The organism is Pararhizobium antarcticum, from assembly GCF_001885585.1.
Lineage (GTDB): Bacteria > Pseudomonadota > Alphaproteobacteria > Rhizobiales > Rhizobiaceae > Pararhizobium > Pararhizobium antarcticum.
Window position 1 is genome coordinate 48,208 of the sequence record NZ_LSRP01000057.1, and the last position, 21,371, is coordinate 69,578.

Annotated in this window: 23 protein-coding genes; 12 read left to right on the forward strand and 11 right to left on the reverse strand. The window is 61.7% G+C overall.

Annotated features, from left to right (window positions below):
* Positions 1 to 100: 100 nt before the first annotated feature.
* Positions 101 to 844: a Bax inhibitor-1/YccA family protein gene (locus AX760_RS05145; protein WP_071831914.1), complete on the forward strand. Its 744-nt coding sequence runs from the start codon at positions 101 to 103 to the stop codon at positions 842 to 844.
* A 218-nt stretch (positions 845 to 1,062) separates the two neighbouring features.
* Here AX760_RS05145 and AX760_RS05150 read toward each other — a convergent pair whose 3' ends face one another.
* The 3 genes from AX760_RS05150 to acnA form a co-directional block, all read right to left on the reverse strand.
* Entirely contained in the window at positions 1,063 to 1,467 is a 405-nt protein-coding gene (locus tag AX760_RS05150; RefSeq protein WP_071831915.1) for a DUF2794 domain-containing protein, read from the reverse strand.
* A 310-nt stretch (positions 1,468 to 1,777) separates the two neighbouring features.
* Positions 1,778 to 2,554, reverse strand: a complete 777-nt coding sequence (locus AX760_RS05155) for a DUF1223 domain-containing protein (protein WP_245294933.1) — start codon at positions 2,552 to 2,554, stop codon at positions 1,778 to 1,780.
* Between the two features lie 286 nt (positions 2,555 to 2,840).
* A complete protein-coding gene (gene acnA, locus AX760_RS05160) occupies positions 2,841 to 5,531 on the reverse strand; it encodes an aconitate hydratase AcnA (protein ID WP_071831917.1) in 2,691 nt (896 codons plus the stop codon).
* Between the two features lie 261 nt (positions 5,532 to 5,792).
* Here acnA and ccmA point away from each other — a divergent pair, with 261 nt between their 5' ends.
* The 5 genes from ccmA to AX760_RS05185 all read left to right on the forward strand — a co-directional run bounded on the left by ccmA (position 5,793) and on the right by AX760_RS05185 (position 8,818).
* Positions 5,793 to 6,437, forward strand: a complete 645-nt coding sequence (gene ccmA, locus AX760_RS05165) for a heme ABC exporter ATP-binding protein CcmA (protein ID WP_425348814.1) — start codon at positions 5,793 to 5,795, stop codon at positions 6,435 to 6,437.
* A gap of 85 nt (positions 6,438 to 6,522) precedes the next feature.
* Positions 6,523 to 7,182, forward strand: a complete 660-nt coding sequence (gene ccmB, locus AX760_RS05170) for a heme exporter protein CcmB (RefSeq protein ID WP_071831918.1) — start codon at positions 6,523 to 6,525, stop codon at positions 7,180 to 7,182.
* Between the two features lie 60 nt (positions 7,183 to 7,242).
* A complete protein-coding gene (locus AX760_RS05175) occupies positions 7,243 to 8,013 on the forward strand; it encodes a heme ABC transporter permease (protein WP_071831975.1) in 771 nt (256 codons plus the stop codon).
* The gene (ccmD, locus tag AX760_RS05180; RefSeq protein WP_071831976.1) at positions 8,013 to 8,186 is read left to right on the forward strand and encodes a heme exporter protein CcmD; all 174 of its coding nucleotides are present in this window, start codon (positions 8,013 to 8,015) and stop codon (positions 8,184 to 8,186) included. Before AX760_RS05175 ends, ccmD begins: the two co-directional genes overlap by 1 nt.
* Positions 8,183 to 8,818 (forward strand): DsbE family thiol:disulfide interchange protein, encoded by a 636-nt coding sequence (locus tag AX760_RS05185; RefSeq protein ID WP_071831919.1) that lies wholly within the window; start codon positions 8,183 to 8,185, stop codon positions 8,816 to 8,818. The genes ccmD and AX760_RS05185 overlap by 4 nt, the downstream gene beginning before the upstream one ends.
* A gap of 1 nt (position 8,819) precedes the next feature.
* On the opposite strand, the gene AX760_RS05190 is transcribed toward AX760_RS05185, so the two are convergent.
* The 6 genes from AX760_RS05190 to AX760_RS05215 form a co-directional block, all read right to left on the reverse strand.
* Positions 8,820 to 9,410 (reverse strand): DUF2585 domain-containing protein, encoded by a 591-nt coding sequence (locus tag AX760_RS05190; RefSeq protein ID WP_071831920.1) that lies wholly within the window; start codon positions 9,408 to 9,410, stop codon positions 8,820 to 8,822.
* On the reverse strand, positions 9,407 to 10,051 hold the full coding sequence (locus tag AX760_RS05195; RefSeq protein ID WP_071831921.1) for a septation protein A: 645 nt from the start codon (positions 10,049 to 10,051) through the stop codon (positions 9,407 to 9,409). Before AX760_RS05195 ends, AX760_RS05190 begins: the two co-directional genes overlap by 4 nt.
* Positions 10,052 to 10,239: 188 nt before the next feature.
* Complete coding sequence (gene ftsY, locus AX760_RS05200) at positions 10,240 to 11,682, reverse strand: signal recognition particle-docking protein FtsY (RefSeq protein ID WP_071831922.1); 1,443 nt, start codon at positions 11,680 to 11,682, stop codon at positions 10,240 to 10,242.
* A gap of 24 nt (positions 11,683 to 11,706) precedes the next feature.
* Positions 11,707 to 12,972: a tRNA (N(6)-L-threonylcarbamoyladenosine(37)-C(2))-methylthiotransferase MtaB gene (gene mtaB / locus AX760_RS05205; protein WP_071831923.1), complete on the reverse strand. Its 1,266-nt coding sequence runs from the start codon at positions 12,970 to 12,972 to the stop codon at positions 11,707 to 11,709.
* Positions 12,969 to 13,883 (reverse strand): diaminopimelate epimerase, encoded by a 915-nt coding sequence (gene dapF / locus AX760_RS05210; protein WP_071831924.1) that lies wholly within the window; start codon positions 13,881 to 13,883, stop codon positions 12,969 to 12,971. Before dapF ends, mtaB begins: the two co-directional genes overlap by 4 nt.
* A gap of 75 nt (positions 13,884 to 13,958) precedes the next feature.
* The gene (locus tag AX760_RS05215; protein WP_071831925.1) at positions 13,959 to 14,960 is read right to left on the reverse strand and encodes an MBL fold metallo-hydrolase; all 1,002 of its coding nucleotides are present in this window, start codon (positions 14,958 to 14,960) and stop codon (positions 13,959 to 13,961) included.
* Positions 14,961 to 15,395: 435 nt separating this feature from the next.
* Here AX760_RS05215 and ffh point away from each other — a divergent pair, with 435 nt between their 5' ends.
* From ffh to trmD, 5 genes are all read left to right on the forward strand, one after another.
* On the forward strand, positions 15,396 to 16,973 hold the full coding sequence (gene ffh / locus AX760_RS05220) for a signal recognition particle protein (RefSeq protein ID WP_083531075.1): 1,578 nt from the start codon (positions 15,396 to 15,398) through the stop codon (positions 16,971 to 16,973).
* 13 nt (positions 16,974 to 16,986) lie between these two features.
* Positions 16,987 to 17,289: a chorismate mutase gene (locus tag AX760_RS05225; protein WP_071831926.1), complete on the forward strand. Its 303-nt coding sequence runs from the start codon at positions 16,987 to 16,989 to the stop codon at positions 17,287 to 17,289.
* 113 nt (positions 17,290 to 17,402) lie between these two features.
* Complete coding sequence (rpsP, locus tag AX760_RS05230; protein WP_071831927.1) at positions 17,403 to 17,768, forward strand: 30S ribosomal protein S16; 366 nt, start codon at positions 17,403 to 17,405, stop codon at positions 17,766 to 17,768.
* 95 nt (positions 17,769 to 17,863) lie between these two features.
* Positions 17,864 to 18,439 carry a ribosome maturation factor RimM gene (gene rimM / locus AX760_RS05235; protein ID WP_071831928.1) on the forward strand — a complete coding sequence of 192 codons (576 nt, stop codon included), beginning with the start codon at positions 17,864 to 17,866 and terminating at the stop codon, positions 18,437 to 18,439.
* A gap of 10 nt (positions 18,440 to 18,449) precedes the next feature.
* On the forward strand, positions 18,450 to 19,142 hold the full coding sequence (gene trmD / locus AX760_RS05240) for a tRNA (guanosine(37)-N1)-methyltransferase TrmD (protein ID WP_071831929.1): 693 nt from the start codon (positions 18,450 to 18,452) through the stop codon (positions 19,140 to 19,142).
* On the opposite strand, the gene AX760_RS05245 is transcribed toward trmD, so the two are convergent.
* Complete coding sequence (locus AX760_RS05245; protein ID WP_071831930.1) at positions 19,124 to 19,870, reverse strand: sulfite exporter TauE/SafE family protein; 747 nt, start codon at positions 19,868 to 19,870, stop codon at positions 19,124 to 19,126. The genes trmD and AX760_RS05245 overlap by 19 nt on opposite strands.
* A 299-nt stretch (positions 19,871 to 20,169) precedes the next feature.
* On the opposite strand from AX760_RS05245, the gene rplS reads away from it, so the two are divergent.
* Complete coding sequence (gene rplS / locus AX760_RS05250; protein WP_071831931.1) at positions 20,170 to 20,727, forward strand: 50S ribosomal protein L19; 558 nt, start codon at positions 20,170 to 20,172, stop codon at positions 20,725 to 20,727.
* Positions 20,728 to 20,802: 75 nt separating this feature from the next.
* Here rplS and AX760_RS05255 read toward each other — a convergent pair whose 3' ends face one another.
* Positions 20,803 to 21,309, reverse strand: a complete 507-nt coding sequence (locus AX760_RS05255) for a nuclear transport factor 2 family protein (protein WP_071831932.1) — start codon at positions 21,307 to 21,309, stop codon at positions 20,803 to 20,805.
* Positions 21,310 to 21,371 lie beyond the last annotated feature (62 nt).

The window sequence follows — 21,371 nt, forward strand, 5'->3', positions numbered from 1 at the left end:
GCCCCGCAGCGGCGCCTGGGAAGCGAAGACGACGTGTTTCAGGCATGTCTCCCGTCCGCACCTGACACCGTAAACCAACCGGGGCTTGAAAGAGGAAACTATGGCTGATCTTCGAAACTACCAAACCCGAGTGTCGCCTGCCGGCGCGCAGGCGGGTGCCGTGATCGACCAGGGTCTGCGCACTCATATGCTGAAGGTCTACAACCTGATGGCTCTGGGTCTTGCGATCACGGGTATCGCCGCCTACGCCGCATTTCAACTCGCATTTGCCGATGGGCAGCTGACTGCTTTCGGACAGGCGATCTATGTCAGCCCGCTGAAGTGGGTCGTCATGCTGGCGCCGCTGGCACTCGTCTTCTTCCTGAGTTTCCGCATCAACAAGATGAGCGTGGCTGCAGCCCAGACGACGTTCTGGATCTATGCCGGCCTGATGGGGCTTTCTCTGTCCTCGATCTTCCTGGTCTATACCGGTCAGAGCATCGTGCAGACGTTCTTCGTCACGGCAGCTTCGTTCGGCGGCCTGTCGCTCTACGGTTACACGACGAAACGGGACCTGTCGGGCATGGGCTCGTTCCTTGTCATGGGCCTGTTCGGCCTGATCATCGCCTCGATCGTCAACATCTTCCTCGGCTCGTCCGCCCTTGATTTCGCGATCTCGGTGATCGGCGTCCTGATCTTCGCGGGTCTCACCGCCTGGGATACGCAGAAGATCAAGGAAATGTACTTCGAAGCGGATGGTGCCGATGCTGCTGGCCGCAAGGCGATCATGGGCGCGCTGACGCTATACCTCGACTTCGTCAACCTGTTCCTGTTCATGCTGCGTTTCCTTGGAAACCGCAATTAAGCTGGACCGACAGACAGAATGGAAAAGGCGGCTTCGGCCGCCTTTTTTGTTGCCAAGAGGAGAACTTGATGGCTCGGTCATGCCATGACAGAGAGGATAATCGCGAACATTGGGAATCCAAGCCGTGCCCTGTCCCTCCGCGATGGAGCGGAAACGCAGGCCGACCGGCACCCGGAATTTTTCCAGATAGGCTCTCTTGGGGTTAAATCCTGCCGCGCTCAGGTGTCGATCAGTTTCAGCGCCTTGTCGAACACCTTCAGAACCTGTGGCAATTCATGGCCGCGCTTCAGGATCCGGCCGTTGACATCAACGACACTGAAGGCGCCCTGCTTGGACGAAAGCCTGGGGTTTTTCTCGATCCGGTAAAGCGGCGTCTCCCCCGATCGTTTGAAAACCGAAAAGACCGCCCGGTCCTTGAGGTGGTCGATGGCATAATCGCGCCAGTCGCCGTCTCCGACCATTCGCCCATAGATCCGCAGGATAAGATCCAGCTCCCGACGATGGAAGGTGATGGGCAGCGGATCGCGGGCGTTGCGGTATTCGTGGAAATCGACCACCACGTTCGATGCGGTCTCGCGGTCCGACCGTGTGTCGCCGCGCGGCAAATCCGGCTGATCAGTCATTCTTATTCCCGGCCTTGTATTGTGACAGGACCGTTACAGTGTGCCTGAGCGTGGCTGAAAATCAAGCTGGAACGAAATTTGGATTATTTTGCGCCGCCGCATTTCAGTCAAAACCATGCCCAAATTCCCGGCGACACTCCAAGGCGTCGTTGTCGGACGTGCGTTTTGCCACCCTGTCCGGCGCGTCATCCATAGTCGCTCGAGGCGTTTGTTCTTCAGTGATGTGGTGGTTCGGTCCGGTATCTTCGAACCCTCAGCCCCAGCCCCTCGTCGCTACCGGGCCGAACCGATCCGCCATTGCTGCTGATTTTCAGTTGGCACCGTCCTTGGACAAGATCGTCGTCGCGCCGAGAATGGCGCTGGGCTTGTCGCCGTTTTTGATCGTCTGCAGCAGTATGGCGCAACCGCCATTGTCGCCCTGTTTGAGAACGGAGGCCGGCAGGACGAATTTCGAAGCCTTGCCATTCCACATGCCGATCGTCTGCACATCGCGCACCGCGTGCCAGTAGTCGACGCGCTTGCCGGTGTTCTCGCCCTTCTGGATGTTGACGGTCTGGCGTCGGTCGAAATAGACCACGACGACATCCGCCTTGCCTTCACCCGATCCGACGCTGATATCGATCTCGTCGCGGCCGATCCGGGCGCCGATCTTTACCTTCAGGCCATGGCCGCCGGCCGCCATCTCGTTGATGCGCGTCTTGATTCCAGAAAGATCGGAGCCGTTGATATGGTCCCGGCCGTTGATCACCGCCTGGGGTGTGTAGACACCACTGCGACCGAGCGCCTTTGCATAGGCGTATTGCCGTGCAGTGTTTTCCTTCGAGCCGAGCGTGTCTTCCCAGCCGAGGTAATTCCAGTAGTCGACATGGTAGGACAGGGCCACGACCTTGCCTTCCTCGACGAGGCGCTGGAGCGCGGCATCGGCCGGAGGGCAGGAGGAACAGCCCTGGCTGGTAAACAGTTCGACCACGCCGCTCGGGCCCAACCCGGCTGCCGGGGCGTCGTCGTCGGCATAGGCCGGAGATGACATCGCCACACCGAAACCCAGGGCCAGAAGAAGGCAACGCACGGTGCGGGTTCCAGACATCAGACGTTCCATTCCTTCGGCCTTTTTAAGGCCATACCATGCGAGCGCACAGGGACATTCTAATCCCGTGCAAGTAAAAACTTCGTACGAAACAGCCCGCCGTACCGAGCGCTGACCGATCCAGTGTTTAAAGGAGGTTTTTCCTTCTTGCGTCTGTCATACGCCGCCTGTGCTTCAACAGAAAGTCACGTTGGAGTGAGCCGCCCGGCACCGTCCATGACCGGTCCGGAAACGAAAGAAGCCGGGGCGTGGTGCCCCGGCTTCTTTCCGATTCAATGATGGCGGATCAGGCTGCGAGGTCGCGCAGAACCGTCTGCAGAATGCCGCCATTGTTCATGTAGGTGACTTCGTCCAGCGTATCGATACGGCAGACCAGCGGCACTTCCTTCACGGAGCCATCGCCATAGGTGATGACCGCAACGCGCTTTTCGCGCGGCTGGACATTGGCCAGGCCGTCGATCGTAACGCTCTCGTCGCCCTTCAGGCCGAGCGATTCCCATGTCGTACCCTCTTCGAAGACGAAGGGGACGATGCCCATGCCGACGAGGTTTGAACGGTGGATGCGCTCGAAGGACTGCGCCACCACGGCCTTGACGCCGAGCAGGTTGGTGCCCTTGGCCGCCCAGTCACGGGACGAGCCGTTGCCGTATTCGACACCGGCAAAAACGACGAGCGGAACGCCCTCGGCCTTGTACTGCATGGCCGCATCGTAGATCGACATCTCTTCCTTCGAAGGATAGTGGATCGTGTAGCCGCCTTCCTTGCCGTTTGGTCCCATCATGTGGTTGCGGATGCGGATATTGGCAAACGTGCCGCGCATCATCACTTCATGGTTGCCGCGGCGCGTGCCGTACTGGTTGAAGTCGGCAACGCCGACGCCATGGCCGATCAGGTAGGCACCGGCAGGCGAAGCCGCCTTGATCGAGCCGGCCGGCGAGATGTGGTCGGTGGTGATCTTGTCGCCGAACAGGCCAAGCACGCGGGCGCCCTTGATGTCGGAAATGCCCGAACCTGTCTTGCCCATGCCGACGAAGTAGGGCGGGTTCTGGACATAGGTCGAGTTGTCGTCCCAGGCATAGGTCTGGCCTTCCGGAATCTGCACGGCCTGCCAGTTGGCGTCACCCTTGAACACGTCGGCATATTTCGATGCGTAGAGGGCGCGGGTGACGTATTTCAGGATGTATTCCTGGATTTCCTGCGAGGTCGGCCAGATGTCCTTGAGGAACACAGGCTGGCCGTCGCTGCCAATACCGAGTGGCTCGGTCGTCAGGTCCTTCTGCACGGTGCCGGCCAACGCGTAAGCCACGACCAGCGGCGGCGAGGCGAGGTAGTTCGCCTGGACGTCGGGCGAGATGCGGCCTTCGAAGTTGCGATTGCCCGAGAGAACGCCGGACATGATCAGGCCCTTCTCGTTGATTGTCTTGGAGATGGCCGGCGGCAGCGGGCCGGAATTGCCGATGCAGGTCGTGCAGCCGAAGCCGACGAGGTTGAAGCCGAGCGCATCAAGCGAATCCTGCAGGCCGGACTTGGCGAGATATTCGCCAACAACCTGTGAACCCGGTGCAAGCGACGTCTTCACCCAGGGGGCCGACTTCAGGCCCTTGGCGACGGCATTGCGGGCAAGCAGGCCTGCCGCAATGAGGACCGAGGGGTTCGACGTATTGGTGCACGACGTGATGGCGGCAATCGCCACGTCGCCGTGGCCGATGTCATAATCCGTGCCTTCGACGGCATAACGCATGTCGAGCTGGCCGGGCTTCTTGTAGTCGGCTTCGAGCGAACCGGCAAAACCGGTTGCGATGTTTTCCAGCGGAATGCGGCCTTCCGGACGCTTCGGGCCGGCCATGGCCGGCACAACCTGACCGAGGTCGAGTTCCAGCGTATCGGTGAACACCAGATCGGCGCCGTCATTGTCGCGCCACATGCCCTGTGCCTTGGAATAGGCTTCGACCAGCGCGATGCGCTGTTCTTCGCGGCCGGACATGGTGAGGTAGTTGATGGTTTCGCTATCGACCGGGAAGAAGCCGCAGGTCGCGCCGTATTCCGGGCCCATATTGCCGATCGTCGCGCGGTCGGCGAGCGTCATGTTGTCGAGACCGGGGCCGAAGAATTCGACGAATTTCGAGACGACACCCTTCTTGCGCAGCATCTGCACGACCATCAGCACGAGGTCGGTGGCGGTGACGCCTTCCTTGAGCTTGCCGGTCAGCTTGAAGCCGATGACTTCCGGCAGGAGCATGGAGACGGGCTGGCCGAGCATGGCCGCTTCGGCTTCGATGCCGCCGACGCCCCAGCCGAGTACGCCCAGGCCGTTGATCATCGTCGTGTGGCTGTCAGTGCCGACGCAGGTGTCGGGGTAGGCGGTGATCTCGCCGTCTTCTTCCTTGGTCCAGACCGTCTGGCCGAGATACTCGAGATTGACCTGATGACAGATGCCGGTGCCGGGCGGGACGACGCGGAAATTCTTGAAGGCCTGCTGGCCCCACTTCAGGAAGCGGTAGCGTTCGCCATTGCGCTCGTATTCCAGCTCGACATTGCGGGCAAAGGCGGTCGGTGTGCCGAATTCGTCGACGATGACCGAGTGGTCGATGACCAGGTCGACCGGAACCAGCGGGTTGATCTTTTCCGGATCGCCACCGAGGTTGACCATGGCGTCACGCATCGCGGCGAGATCGACGACAGCCGGAACGCCGGTGAAGTCCTGCATCAGCACGCGGGCCGGACGATAGGCGATTTCGTTTTCAGCCGTTCCCTTGTCATTGAGCCAGGCGGCGATGTTGAGAATATCCTGCTTCTTGACGGATCGGTCGTCTTCGTTGCGCAACAGGTTTTCCAGAAGAACCTTCATGGAATAGGGCAGCTTCGAAACGCCGGTCAGGCCGTTCGCTTCGGCCTTTGGCAGGCTGTAGTAGACATAGTCGACGCCGTTGACGGTGAGCGTCGAGCGACAATTAAAACTGTCAAGGGATTTGGACACTGGTTACCCCGTTCCGTTTGATCGCCAAGAACTGACGTACGAACGCCCTTGCGCTTTGGGAGCGCGAAATGGGATGCGGGTACGGCCATTTCCGCTGTCCGTACGTGGAAACTTCCATGTTCGGGCGCTAGGATGAAATTCACGCCGACCGCTGGCGTGTTGGGGCGTTTATAGATAATTTCTCAGAAACGTGCCAGACCAACTCTCCTCAAATTGAGACAATTTTTTCGCATTGCGACGAACGTCGTAAAGGGATCGTGAATGCCGGTGAAACTGCATGTGGAAGATCTGGCCGCCCGACGCGGTGAAGACCTGATTTTCCAACATATTTCCCTTGTTCTGCAGGCCGGCGAGGGGCTTGTCGTGACGGGGGCCAACGGATCTGGAAAATCGACGTTCCTAAGGGTTCTGTCGGGGCTTTTGCCGGTGGACGCGGGCAGGGTCCGGCTGGAGGGCGCCGGGAGCGACAATCTTGCCGAATCCAGCCACTATCTCGGGCATCGCAATGCCATGAAGCGCGAGCTGACCGTCAGCGAGAACCTGGTTTTCTGGCAGGACTTCATGGGTGATTCGCCGGGAGGCCGCGGGCTGCCGGTCGAGGTGGCAATCGATGCGCTCGGATTGTCCGGCATCGGTCACCTGCCGTTCGGTTATCTCTCCGCCGGGCAGCAGCGGCGCATGGCCATGGCGCGACTGCTCGTTGCCTTCCGCCCCGTCTGGTTGCTCGATGAGCCCACCGCAGCGCTCGATGCCAGCGCCGACCGCATGTTTGCAGGCCTGGTCCGAGGTCATCTCGAACAGGGCGGCATTGTTGTTGCCGCGACCCATCAGCCGCTCGGGATCGACGGCGTGCGGGAGTTGCGAATGACAGGGTTTGCGGGTGTGTTTGCGGAGGCAGGGTATTGATGTCGCTGTTACGCTGCCGTGAAATTCTCCCTCATCCGACCCTTCGGATGAGGGAGGCTTTGCCAGGGATTCCGGGGGGGCAATCATGATCGCCCTTTTCCTGCGCGACCTGAAGCTGTCCGTGCGCGCCGGTGGCGGGGCGTTGATTGGCGTCCTGTTCTTCATGACGGTCGTTGCGGTCATTCCGTTCGGGGTCGGTCCCGATCTCAATCTTCTGTCGCGCATCGGACCGGCCATTCTCTGGATCGGGGCGCTGCTCGCCTGTCTGCTGGGGCTCGACCGGTTGTTCCAGGCCGAGCGCGAGGACGGCTCGCTCGACGTGATGCTGATGCAGGAAACGCCTTTGGTGCTGTCCGTTCTCGTCAAGTGCCTGGCCCACTGGACGGCCTCCGGTCTGCCGCTGGTGATCGCCTCGCCGCTTCTGGGGCTTTTCATGAACATGAACGAGGTGGCGATCGGCGCGACGATGCTGACGCTCCTGGTCGGCACGCCGGCAATCACCTTCATTGGTGCTGTCGGGGCTGCCGTTGCCGTGGCACTGCCGCGTGGCGGGTTGCTGGTGTCGATCCTCGTGCTGCCGCTGGCCATCCCGGTTCTGATCTTCGGGGTCAGCGCCGCCTATGCGGCCGTCGAGGATCCGGCGCCGTTCCTGCCGCCATTCCTGATCCTGATCGCCATCACGCTGTTTTTCGCCGTCATCGGGCCGCTTGCCGCAGCGGCGGCGCTCCGGTCGTCTTCTGACTGACGGAATCGTGATGACGCAGGGTCGATTGAAGACAAACCTCTTCCGCGTTAAAGAAGCATGATGAACGATCAAAGCCTTGCCATCCGCAAATTCAGCGACCTTGCCAATCCGACCCGGTTCCTCGGGCTGGCGGAGCGTCTGCTGCCATGGTTTTCAGGCCTGACCGCCCTTCTGTTTGTCGTCGGCCTCTATCTCTGTTTTACAACGCAGGGCGATTACCAGCAGGGCGAGACGGTCCGCATCATGTATATTCATGTGCCTGCCGCCTGGCTGTCGATGATGTGTTACACGGTGATGGCGCTGTCGGCGCTCGGGACGCTGGTTTGGCGCCATCCGCTGGCCGATGTTTCCGCGAGGGCTGCGGCCCCGATCGGTGCCTGCTTCACCCTTCTCGCGCTCGTTACCGGCTCGCTCTGGGGCAAGCCGATGTGGGGCACCTGGTGGGTCTGGGATGCCCGGCTGACCTCTGTCTTCGTGCTCTTCCTGATGTATCTCGGCCTGATCGCGCTCAATCGCGCCATGGACGATCCCGGCAAGGCTGCCAAGGTATCCGCGATCCTCATTCTCGTCGGCTTCGTCAATATTCCGATCATCAAGTTTTCGGTCGAGTGGTGGAACACGCTGCACCAGCCGGCGAGCGTCATGCGACTCGATGGTCCGAAGATCGATCCCGAGTTCCTGTGGCCGCTTCTGGTCATGGCGCTTGCCTTCTCGATGCTGTTCTTCACCCTGCATATTGCCGCCATGCGCAATGAGATCTGGCGCCGACGGGTCACGTCCATGCGCCGTCAGGCTGCGCGCAATCTGGGCATGGAAGGACGAAAGGCATGATGAGCCATACCGGATATGTGATGGCGAGCTACGGGACCGCCGCTCTCATGGTTGCGGGCCTGATCCTCTGGGTGTTCGCCGACGGGCGCGGGCGTCGCCGCGAACTCAAGGCGCTGGACGATGCCGGCATCCGCCGCCGGTCGGCGCCAACCACTGCCGGAGAGCCGCAATGACCACGGAAACACCCGCACAGCCGGAACAGGGCCGCAGCGGCGGCACCCGTCTTGTCCTGGCGCTGCTGCCGCTTGTGATTTTCGCAGCGCTGGCCGCCGTCTTCTTCAGCCAGCTTCGTTCGGGCAAGGACATCAGCGAAATTCCATCGGCACTCATTGGCACCAAGGCGCCGCTGCTTGATATGCCGCCTCTGGCCGGTGCCATGTTCGGCACCACGCCGATGCCGGCTCTGACCGACGCAGCGATCAAGGGCAGGTTGACGCTGGTCAATGTCTGGGCGTCCTGGTGCATTCCGTGCCGCGAGGAAAACCCCATTATCCTTGACCTTGCCAAGGACGAGCGGCTGACGGTGGTCGGCATCAACTACAAGGACGAGACCGGCAACGCACTTCGCTTCCTCGGCGAACTCGGCAATCCATTCTCCGCCATCGGCGTCGATCCGCGCGGCAAGGCGGCCATCGACTGGGGCGTTTACGGAATTCCGGAATCCTATCTGGTCGATGCAGACGGCACGATCATCTACAAGCGCGTCGGTCCGTTCGACCAGAAAAGCCTGCAGGAGGGCCTGCTTCCGGCCATCGAAAAGGCTGTTGCAGGAAAACAACCGGTCGTGCCGGCGGCCGGCGGCTGAATTAAAGCGCGCCCTGCCACGCCTTGACCGCATCGAGCGGCCAGACCAGCATCAGCACGTTGAGCGTCAGGTTGTCGCGGATCAACCAGCCTGTGAACAATTCGAAGACGATGGCGATCGCGATGGTAACCGCAACCGGCATGCGCGCGGCAAACACGAAGCCGAGCATCATGAAGATGGTGTCCATCGCCGAATTCAGGATGCTGTCGCCGAAATAGTCCAGCGAAATGGTCGCGGCGCGGTAGCGGTCGATGATCAGCGGCGTGTTTTCGAGAATTTCCCAGGCGGCTTCGATCACGGTGGCGAGCAGCAGCCTGGCCGATAGCGGCTTGTTGCGCAGCAGCAGATATCCGAGCCCGTAGAACAGGAACCCGTGGATGATATGCGACGGCGTGTACCAGTCGGCCATGTGCTGCGAATTGCCGGGACCATTGGCGACAGGCTCGAACAGCTTGATGTAGCCGCATTCGCAGATCAGCAGACGGCCCATGAAATATTCGGTGATGATCTGGATCAGCAGGACGCCGAAGCTTGCAACCAGAAAGAACCGCGCGGCCGAAGGCTGCGGGTGGGATGCGGCGCGATCGGTCACGGCTTTTCCGCTCCGTCCTCTGATGTCTCGGTGCCGTGCTTCATGATCAGCGGCATCTGGGACAGGGTGAACAGGATGGTGATCGGCATGGTGCCCCAGACCTTGAAGGCGACCCAGAAATCGGTCGAGAAATTGCGCCAGATGACTTCGTTCAGAACGGCCAGGAACAGGAAGAACAGGCCCCAGCGGATCGTCAGCTTGCGCCAGCCGGCATCGTCGAGCTTGAAGGCGGCATGAAAGACATAGCCGAGCAGCGATTTGCCGAAGAGCAAGCCACCCAGAAGGATCGCGCCGAACAGGGCGTTGACGATCGTCGGCTTGACCTTGATGAACGTATCATTCTGCAGATAGAGCGTCAGCGCGCCGAAGATGAAGACGACGACGCCTGATATCAGCGGCATCATCGGCAGCGTCCGCGTCAGCAGCCATGAAACGGTCAGCGCAATTGCCGTCGCTGCCATGAACAGACCGGTCGCGATGAAGATCGGCCCGCCGAGATCGGTCAGGACCGGAAAGCGTGCAGCAAGCCATTCGCCCCGGGCATTGGCGAAGAAGAAGACCACGAGCGGACCCAGTTCCAGTACCATCTTGAACAGCGGGCTGATTTCCTTGCGCGGCTTGGCGGCGTCGCTCGATGACATGATGTCGCTCCTAAAGTGTCTGCTCGGTGGAGCAATGGTCGTCTGTGTCGGGTGCGCGGGGGTCACGCAGCGGTTCTGCCGTCGCCCCTATCGGGATCCGGATGCGCGGGTCTGTTGCAGGGATTAAAGCGGGCAAGCCAAACCTTCAAGCCCAGGTGCACCAGCAAAATGGCAAAACGATATCAACGTCAATGGTCAAGCCCGGCGATCGCCTCGGCAAAATCCTTGGCCTCGAAGGGTTCGAGATCGTCGATGCCCTCGCCGACGCCGATGAAATAGACGGGCAGCTTGTGCTTGGCGGAGATCGCAACAAGGATGCCGCCGCGCGCCGTGCCGTCGAGCTTGGTCATGATCAGGCCGTTGACGCCGGCGACATTGCGGAAGATTTCCACCTGGTTGAGGGCGTTCTGTCCGGTCGTCGCGTCCAGCGTCTGCAAGACGGTATGCGGCGCATCCGGATCAAGCTTTCCGAGAACACGGACGATTTTTTCCAGTTCCGCCATCAGTTCCGTCTTGTTCTGCAGGCGGCCGGCGGTGTCGATGATAAGCACGTCGCTCTTTTTCAGCCGCGCCTGTTCGAATGCCTCATAGGCGAGGCCGGCCGCATCGGCGCCGAGCCGGGAAGACACGATGTCGGACTTCGTCCGCTCCGCCCAGATGTTCAGCTGCTCGATGGCGGCAGCGCGGAAGGTGTCGCCGGCCGCCAGCATCACCTTCAGGCCCGCGCCGGAGAGTTTCGCCGCCAGCTTGCCGATCGTCGTCGTCTTGCCCGTGCCGTTGACGCCGACCACGAGGATCACATGCGGCTTGTGGCTGAGATCGAGCTGCAGCGGTTTGGCGACTGGGCCGAGAACCTTGGTGATCTCGGCGGCCATGATCCGGGTCACGTCCTCGCCGCTCACATCCTTGCCGTAGCGCTCGGCCGACAGCGCATCGGTGATGCGCAGGGCGGTTTCGAGCCCGAGATCGGCCTGGATCAGTAGATCCTCCAGATCCTGCAGCGTGTCCTCGTCGAGCTTGCGCTTGGTGAAAAGGGCGGTGATCTGGCCAGTCAGCTGGGACGAGGTTCGGGCCAGACCCTGGCGCAGGCGTTGATACCATGTGAGCTTCTGGGTGGGGGCAACGGGTTCCGGTTCAAGCGTCGGGCCGGTGGCGAAGCCCTTGGGTAGGACGGGCGTCGTGACTTCTTCCAACGGCTCGTCGGTAATCGGGGAGAACCCGGCAACATCCTGCGCGCTGTCGGGGGCGTCTTCTGCCTCGGCCTCGGCTTCCAGCAGCGACAGCGGAATGAGCCCGAGATCGCCGATCTGCTCGGTAGCGGGGAGGATGGCGAAGGTTTCTTCCTCCTGCTCCTCTTGCGTCAGCGCTGTCGAGCCGTCCTCTTCCAGATCTGCGGATGGCCCGCCCGCCGTGTCCATCTCTTCCGACAGCACCGGGTCTTCGGCCAGTGGCAGGTTTTCCGTGCGGGAGTGCGGTTCGAGTTCGGCTTCGATGGCGCGCGTTTCTGCCGGGCTGAAGGCGGATTCGGCCAGGTCCATTACCGTGTCGACGGCGGGCGTGGCCGCGGGCTCCGCTTGCGCGGGTTTGTCCTTGCCGAAGGTAAAGACCTTTTTGAAAAAGCTGAGCGCCATTTGAAGTCCGTAAGCTCGGGCCGCTCAAGCGGCCGTCTGTTGCATCGTAAGGTGCTTGCCATTGTGGCCGGTGATTGTCGCCTGCAAAATCGCTCGCGGCGCAAGTCCGGGAACGGCGACCAGCGTGAAATTTTCCGTATGCGCCAAGCCGTTGTTCTCGACGAGCAGCCATTGCTGCGTTCCGACCATGCTGTCAAGATGGGTCGTCTGCAGCCGAAGTCCAGTGGCGCGCAGCCTTGCGGCCCGTTCCTTGACCAGGGCACGGTCGAGTTGCGGCATGCGGGCGGCCGGTGTTCCCTCGCGCGGCGAGTAAGGGAAGACATGCAGATGGGCGATGCCGGCTTCCTCCGCCAGGCTCATCGCATTTGCGAACATCTCTTCGGTCTCGGTCGGAAATCCGGCGATCATGTCGGCACCAAAACTCGTTTCCGGGCGCAGCCGGCGCACATCCGCGATGAAACGCAGGGCATCGGCGCGGCTGTGGCGGCGCTTCATGCGCTTCAGGATCATGTCGTCGCCATGTTGAAGCGACAGATGCAGATGCGGCATGAAGCGCGGCTCGTCGGCGATAAGATCCATGAGATGGCCATCCGCCTCGATGCTGTCGATCGAGGAGAGCCGCAGGCGCAGGATCTCCGGGACCTGTTTCAGCAGGGTCTTTGCCAGAAGCCCGAGCGTCGGCGTTCCCGGCAGATCGCCGCCGTAGCTGGTCGCATCGACACCGGTCAGGACGATCTCGCGATAGCCGCCCTCTGCGAGCTTGCGCGCCTGGTCGACAACGGCGCCCATCGGCACCGAGCGGGAATTGCCGCGGCCATAGGGGATGATGCAGAAGGTGCAGCGGTGGTCGCAGCCGTTCTGCACCTGGATGAAGGCGCGCACATGGCCTTCGATCAACCGGATCATCTGCGGAGCGGTTTCGCGCACGCTCATGATGTCGTTGACGCGCAGCTTTTCCTCTGCGGAGACGCCGAAATCGGGCAGCGACCGGTAGGACGCGGTTTTCAGCTTTTCCTCGTTGCCAAGCACGGCATCGACTTCCGGCATATCCGCAAAGGCCTGCTTTTCGGTCTGGGCGGCACAGCCGGTGACGATGATGCGGGCATGCGGATTTTCGCGCCGGGCGCGCCGGATGGCCTGGCGGGCCTGCCGCACGGCTTCGCCTGTGACGGCGCAGGTGTTGACCAGGATGGCGTTGTTCAGCCCAGCCTTCTCGGCAGCGCCCCGCATCACTTCCGATTCGTAGGTGTTGAGCCGACAGCCGAAGGTTATGACGTCAATGCCGCTCAAAGCGCGCGAACCTGTTCGCCGGCGCCGGCTTCGTCGTGCGCCCAGGTGCCGGTTGCCGGATCGACGGTGCCGGACCATTCCCATTCGGCCGGTCCGGTCATCAGGACATGATCGTCGCTTTCGCGCCATTCGATCGACAGGATGCCTGGCGGGCTCGCACTGGCGACCGTGATGGCGACGGCGCGGCCGGTCCTGCCCGTGCGGGCAGCGGAAACCGCCGCAGCGCAGGCGGCCGAGCCACAGGCAAGCGTCAGGCCGGCGCCGCGTTCCCAGGTCCGGGTGGTGAGCGATGTCGCAGAGGTGACCTGCGCCAGCGTGATATTGGCGCGCTCGGGAAACATCGGATGGTTTTCGAGCAGCGGACCGAACCGTTCGAGATCGAACGATAGGACGTCGCGGCTGACCCAGAAGATCGCATGCGGATTGCCCATCGACATCACCGAGGGTGAATGCAGGACCGGATCGTCGATCGGCCCGATCTGCAGTTCGATGCGGCTCGTGTCGTAGAACTCCTCGGCGAGCGGGATCCGGTTCCACTCGAACACCGGCTTGCCCATGTCGACGGAGATGGTGCCATCCTCCTGCTCCCTGGCATTGAGAATGCCGGCAACCGTCTGGAAGGTGAAAGCCTTGCGGCCGGTTTCCGCCGCAAGCGCCTGCACGACGCAGCGCGTGCCGTTGCCGCAGGCCTGCGCCTTGGTGCCGTCGGAATTGAGAATGTCGATCCAGGCATCGGTGCCTTCGGCCTTGGGATCGTGAATGGCCATGATCTGGTCGAAGGCGGTTTCCGTGTCGGCGTTGAGCGCGATTGCCGCTTCCGGGGTCACGCGGTCCTTGCGGCCACGCATGTCGACGACGAGGATCTTGTTGCCAAGCCCGTTCATCTTCGCGAATTCTACCCTTGTGTTCATTGCCGTCACTTCCACTGCCTGTTGCGGTGTATATGGCGGAAAAGCGCGGAAATTACCAGTGATAAGGCCGCTTGGCTAAAGTGCGGGAACCTCGAACGCTTCGCCCGGCTGCAATATCTGAAACCGGTCGCGGGCGATGCCCTTTTCGTCGAGGGCGGTTTCCAGTGCGCGCAACGGATCGTGCATGCCCTCGTTGGTCAGCCGGAACATGCCCCAATGATGGCCGATGGCATAGGCTGCGTTGCAGGCGATCAGGCCGTCGACGGCCTCGTCCGGATTCTGGTGCTGGGCCTTCATGAACCAGCGCGGCTCATAGGCGCCGATCGGCAGGTTGGCGAGGCGGAAGGCGCCGTATTTTTCCGTCACCGCCCGGTAGTTGATCCCGTCGTGAAAGCCTGTGTCGCCGATGTGATAGATATTGCCGGCAGGCGTGGTCAAGACGAAGGCGCCCCACAACGCCATGCTGCGATCAAAGGCGCTCCTGGCCGACCAGTGATGGCAGGGTTCGCAGTAGAGCGCGACGCCGTCGATGACGTTGATGCCGTCGCCCCAGTCCATCGTGGTGATCTCCGCATCGGGCAAGGCCGGATCGATGATCGCATCATTGCCGACCGGCGTGATGATGCGTGGTTTGAAGCGGGCATGCAGGGCGCGCAGCGTTGCAAGGTCAAGATGGTCGTAATGATTGTGGGTGACCAGCACGACATCGATCGGCGGCAGGTCCTCGAGGCGGATGCCGGGTTCGCGGGCGCGCCTTGGTCCGGCGAAGGAGAACGGACTTGCGCGTTTCGACCAGACCGGATCGGTGAGGATATTCAGTCCGGCGACCTGGATCAGCAGCGTCGCGTGGCCAACCATGGTCACGCGCAGGTCGGTGCCGCCGATCCTCGTGTCGGGCCTTGCCGGTGCGATCGTGTCGTTGTGGGCCTTTGGCCAAGCGATCTTGCCGCCGCCGAACTGCCAGCGCAGAACGTCACGAAAACCCTTCGGCGCCTCGCCTCCCGGATTGAAGAACCGCACGCCATCGAAATGGTCGGAAACAGGGCCTTGGTAGTAAGGATTGCCTTGCTTCGCCATCGGCCACCTGTCCTGAGCAGCTGCCTCAATCGCAGCCAAACGCAAATTATCGGTAATCTACACAGCTCGTCATCACCCTGCCAGCGCAGGCCGCAGGGTGATGGTGGCGATTACGACAGCAGGGTTGACACAGTCTGGTTAGCATCGAATGAAGGGGCGTGGCAAAATGTGGCCAGGTTTGCCTTCGCATACGGCGTGAAACGCCGTTGGTCTTGACTTGCGAGGCGTTTTCCTGTTTACCGCCGCCATCTGCTGACAAGTGAACAGACTTGAAGCCGCCGACCGGGACCCGCAAAGGTATAAAGAGATCCCGGAGGTCAACACCCGACAGCGCGTTGCGCCATCGGGTGCTTTTTGGCTTTGCGTCTTGTTTTCGAAGCTGGTGATACCAACGTTTCGGGGACAGATGAATGCGCCCCGAAAAAGGATGAACGGATGTTTGAAAGTCTGCAGGACCGCCTTGGGTCAATCCTGAATGGGTTGACCGGCCGTGGCGCGCTGTCGGAAGCCGATGTTTCGGCGGCCCTGCGCGAGGTGCGCCGTGCGCTTCTGGAAGCCGACGTCGCGCTCGAGGTGGTTCGCCAGTTCACCGACAAGGTGCGCGAGAAGGCCGTCGGTGCGGCCGTGCTGAAGTCGATCAAGCCCGGCCAGATGGTCGTCAAGATCGTCCATGACGAGCTGATCGATATGCTCGGTTCCGAAGGCGTCGGCATCGACCTCAATGCGGTTGCCCCTGTCGTCATCATGATGGTCGGCCTGCAGGGCTCCGGCAAGACCACGACGACCGGCAAGATCGCGCTGCGGCTGACGTCGCGCGACAAGAAGAAAGTCCTGATGGCGTCGCTCGACACGCGCCGTCCGGCAGCCCAGGAGCAATTGCGCCAGCTCGGCGTGCAGACCGGCGTTGACACGCTGCCTGTTATCGCGGGCCAGTCGCCCACCGATATCGCCGCGCGCGCCGTGCAGGCCGCCAAGCTCGGCGGTCATGACATCGTCATCCTCGACACCGCCGGCCGCACGCATATCGACGAGCCTCTGATGATCGAGATGGCGGAGATCAAGCGGAAGTCCAACCCGCACGAAATCCTTCTGGTCGCCGATGCGCTGACCGGTCAGGACGCCGTCAATCTCGCCCGCAATTTCGATGAGCGCGTTGGCATTACCGGCCTTGTTCTGACCCGCATGGACGGCGATGGCCGCGGCGGTGCTGCCCTTTCGATGCGTGCCGTCACCGGCAAGCCGATCAAGCTGATCGGCGTCGGCGAAAAGATGACGGAACTCGAGGAGTTCCACCCGCGCCGCGTAGCCGACCGTATCCTTGGCATGGGCGACATCATCAGCCTTGTCGAAAAGGCCGCCGAAAATATCGATGCCGAGAAGGCGGCGGCGATGGCCGCCAAGATGAAGACCGGCAAGTTCGACCTCAATGATCTTGCCGACCAGTTGCGTCAGATGCAGAGCCTCGGCGGCATGGGCGGGATCATGGGCATGATGCCCGGCATGGGCGGCATGAAGGACAAGATGGCCTCGGCCGGTCTCGATGACCGCATGTTCGGCCGTCACCTCGCGATCATTTCCTCGATGACCAAGGCCGAGCGCGCCAATCCGGACATGCTCAAGCATTCCCGCAAGAAGCGCATTGCGGCCGGTTCCGGCACCGATGCCAGCGACATCAACAAGCTCCTGAAAATGCACCGCCAGATGGCCGACATGATGAAAATGATGGGCGGCAAGAAGGGCGGCGGCATGATGAAGCAGATGATGGGCGGCCTTGCCGGCAAGATGGGACTTGGTGGCATGGGTGGAATGGGCGGCATGCCCGATCTGTCCAAGATGGACCCCAAGCAGCTCGAAGCCCTGCAGAAGCAGGCGGAAGCCGCCGGTCTCGGCAAGGGCATGCCGGGCATGGGCTCCGGTATGGGCGGCGGCGGACTTCCCGGTCTCGGCGGCGGTATGAAGCTGCCAGGGCTTGGCGGACTAACGGGCCTTCCCGGCCTGCCGAAGAAGAAGTGAGGATTTGGGGGCGATGATTGATCCCGAGATCAAGAAAGAGCTTTCGGGCTACCGCCAGTCGATCGACAATATCGACGCGGCGCTCGTTCACATGCTGGCCGAACGGTTTCGCTGCACCAAGGCAGTGGGGGTGCTGAAGGCCAAACACAATTTGCCGCCGGCGGACCCGGCGCGCGAGGAATACCAGATCGAACGTCTTCGGCGTCTTGCCAAGGAAGCCGATCTGGACCCGGATTTCGCGGAGACGTTCTTGAACTTCATCATCCACGAAGTCATCCGGCATCATGAAGCCATCGCTGCCGATCTCAAGGATTGATCCCGAAAAGAGGAAACCTTTTTCGGACCAGATCAATTCTGAAGGAAACCAGCTTTAATCTACGAACAAACAGAGCCGCCAGAGGCGGTTGAATATCTCAAGGAGTATACAAAATGGCACTGAAAATTCGTCTCGCCCGCGGTGGTTCCAAGAAGCGCCCGTTCTACCAGATCGTTATCGCCGACGCCCGTTCGCCGCGCGATGGCCGTTTCCTGGAAAAGGTCGGTTCCTGGAACCCGATGCTGAAGAAGGACGATGCAAAGCGCGTTGAACTGAACAACGAACGGATCGCCTACTGGATGTCGAACGGCGCGCTGCCGACGGACCGTGTCCTGCGCTTCCTCAACGAAGCCGGCATCGTGACCCGCGAAGCCCGCGTCAACCCGACCAAGGCATTGCCGGGCAAGAAGGCCCAGGAGCGTCTTGCAGAAGCCAAGCAGAAGGCTGATGACGCCGCTGCTGCTGCCGCTGCGGAATAATATCGGCCAAAAGCCGGTCATGCGAACGGGCAGCGTTTCCACGCTGCCCGTTTTCGTTTATGAGCCTACGCAATTCTGGAAACTGGACCCGGACCATGAGCAAACTGAAGAACCCCGTCCTGATGGCGACGATCGGCGGAGCACAGGGCCTGCGCGGCGAAGTGCGCGCCAAGTCCTATTCCGAGGATCCGGTTGCTCTGGGTGAATACGGCCATCTCCACAGCCTGGACGGGCGGTCTTTCGAGGTGCTGGAAATCCGCGAGGCGAAAACCGTCGTCGTCGTCCGGTTTCGCGGCGTCAACGACCGCAATGCGGCCGAGGCGCTGAACGGTCTCGACCTCTATGTCGAGCGCGAAAACCTGCCCGACGACGATCTCGACGAGGACGAATTCTTCTATGCCGATCTCGAGGGTCTTGAAGCTGTCGACGGCGAGGGCAAGAGCTATGGCACCGTCACCGGCGTGTTCGATTTTGGCGCCGGCGATCTTCTGGAGCTGAAAGGGCCGGGCAAACGCCCGGTGCTGATCCCGTTCACCGAGTGGTCGGTGCTGGAAATCGATCTCGAAGCCGGCACCATGTTGGTCGATCCGCTGGCCGCAGGCCTGATCGACGACCCCAACGACAAGCCGGAAAGCCCATTCAGCGCAAAATCCGATCCCAAGGGCAAGTGAGCGCACGCGCATGGTTTTTCGCGCCACCGTCCTGACGCTCTATCCGGACATGTTTCCGGGGCATCTGGCGCACTCGCTGTCCGGCAAGGCGCTGGAGCGTGGTCAATGGGCGATCGATGCCGTGCAGATCCGCGATTTTGCCGAGGACCGGCACCGCACCGTTGATGATACGCCGGCTGGCGGCGGCGCCGGCATGGTGCTGAAGCCCGATATTCTCGCAAAAGCGATCGATCATGCGTCTGCCGGCGACGATCGTCCGCGCTTGCTGATGAGCCCGCGTGGCCGGCCGCTGACACAGGCCCGTGTGCGCGAGTTGGCGGCCGGTCCCGGCGCCATTATCGTCTGCGGCCGGTTCGAGGGTGTCGATCAGCGGGTCATCGACGGGCGCCAGCTCGAGGAGGTCTCGATCGGAGACTATATTCTGTCGGGCGGCGAGCCGGCTGCGATGATCCTGCTCGATGCGATCGTCCGCGTCCTGCCCGGTGTCATGGGCAATGATCTCTCTGGCGTTCACGAAAGCTTCGAAGGCGGGCTTCTGGAGCATCCGCATTATACGCGGCCGCAGGTCTTCGAAGGCCAGGAAATCCCGGCCGTGCTGACATCCGGAAACCACGGCGCGATCGAGACGTGGCGGGATGCCGAGGCCCGCAAGCTGACGGCCGAGCGCCGGCCGGATCTGTTGTCTCAGCCCGTCACGAAATAATAGACCGCCAGCAGCAGCCCGACCGCAACCACCAGTCCCCGGATGATGGCCTGCGGCACGCGCCGGGCCAGCCAGACGCCGGCATAGCCGCCGAGCGCACCGCCGGGGATCATCACGGCTGCCTGCAGCCAGGCGACGACGTTGCCACCGGCAAAGACGATGATGGCAACGGCTGCAATCACCATGGCCAGGACGTTTTTCAGAGCGTTCAGCCGGTGGTAGTCACCACCTTTGGAAAGACCGAGGCCGGCGAGCATCATGATGCCCATGCCGGCGCCGAAGAAACCGCCATAGATCGCGGTCACGAACTGGATCAGCCAGCCGAGCGGACCGGTTGGCGCATCGACCGGCGCGGTTTTCGGGCGCAGCAGTGGACCGGCGGCAAAGATCGCGGTGGCGACGAGCAGCAGCCAGGGCACCATGGCGCGGAAGGACGGATTGGAAAGCGACAGCAGGATGAGCGCGCCCACAAGGCCGCCGACCAGCGAGATGGCCCCCAGCACCAGAACCTCGCGCAGGTCCTTGCGGATCTCCTTGGAATAGGCGAGCGCGGAGGTGACATAGCCCGGGAACTGGACGATCGACGAGGTGGCATTGGCGACGATCGGCGGCAGGCCGGCAAGCGTCATGGCGCCGAACGTCAAAAAGGTGCCGCCGCCGGCGATGGCATTGACGGCGCTCGACAGGAAACCCGCCAAAAACAGCAGGATGATGGTGGATATGGACACGGCGCTCCTCCAGCGGTAGAAGCCGACATAGCCCGCAAGCCCAAGCGCGGCAAGACACGGGGCACGAATTCCGCACGCTTGTCTGACGAGAATTTTTGTGGCGCGGGGATGACAAACGCCCCGCTTTGGTGTATTCGCCCGACCGGTTCGGGAAAAATCCCGTCACCTTAAAACAAAGAATAGTGCATTCGCTCCTGTCCCTTTGCCGGGACAACGCTTGGAGGCTTCCCTTTCGGGGATGATCCAAAAAGCCGCCCGGGCGCTCTGGCTGTTTCAGAAGAACTTGAAAAGGTTAGACAATGAACATCATTCAGCAGCTGGAAGCCGAGCAGGCCGCCAAGATTTCCGCCAAGCGCACGCTGCCGGAATTTTCGGCTGGCGACACCGTCCGCGTCAACGTCCGCGTGACAGAAGGTACCCGTACCCGTATCCAGGCCTATGAAGGCGTTTGCATCGCCCGTTCCGGCGGCGGCATCAACGAAAGCTTCACCGTTCGCAAGATCTCCTATGGCGAAGGTGTCGAGCGCGTATTCCCGGTGTTTTCGCCGATGGTTGAAGGCGTCGAAATCGTTCGCCGCGGCAAGGTGCGTCGCGCCAAGCTCTATTACCTGCGCGATCGTCGCGGCAAGTCGGCCCGTATCGTTGAAGATACCGGCACGCGCGCCCGCAAGCTGAATGACGCAGAACGCGCCGCTGTTGCCGAGGAAAAGGCACGCATCGAAGCTGAAAAGGTCGCAGCAGCCCAGGCGCTGGCCGCCGAAAAGGCAGCAGCAGATGCCGCAGCCGCAGAAGCAGCTGCCGCCAAGGCCGCTGAAGAAGCCGCAGCCGCAAAGGCAGCCGAGGCTTCGGCCGAATAATTTCATTCTCAGGAATGACGAAAAGGCGGTCTTCGGGCCGCCTTTTCTATTTCTGGTGTGATGCCTGCGCGCTGATCAGGGCCGGGTTGCCGGATCCCAATGTTCATCAGCCTTTCCATCCTTGATCCGCCATGTATCGAACCAGGTCGTCGTATAGGACTTTGTTGGATCCTTTTCGTCCGTGATCTCGCGAACGAAGCCAACAGTGACGAGGTCGCCTTCCGCCGTAACGAAGGCGACAGGCGTCTTGATCTTTTCCGGGATCGGCGACGCTTCGCGTTTCAGGATCTCCTTGAAGTACTGCACCACACCGGCGCGGCCAGACGCAGCATTCGGATTGTGCTGGATGTAACGCTGGGTCAGGTAGAGGTCAGCTTTGTCCCATTGATTGGCCTCGAGCAGATCACGGATAATTCCGTAGACCACCTGCTTGTTGGCATGCAAGACAGGGTCGGAGCTGGTGAAGAGCGCCTCGGCGTCCGGCGCCGCGACGACCGCTTCCTGCGCGCGCACCTGGCCGGCCGCGGCGGTCGCGCCGATCAGGCAAAGGGCAAGGGCAATGGATCGGAATCTGGTTTTCATGACGCTTATCCTTGTTCGGTTGACGGCGCGGATCAGGGGATGTCTCTGCAGCCGAAACGACG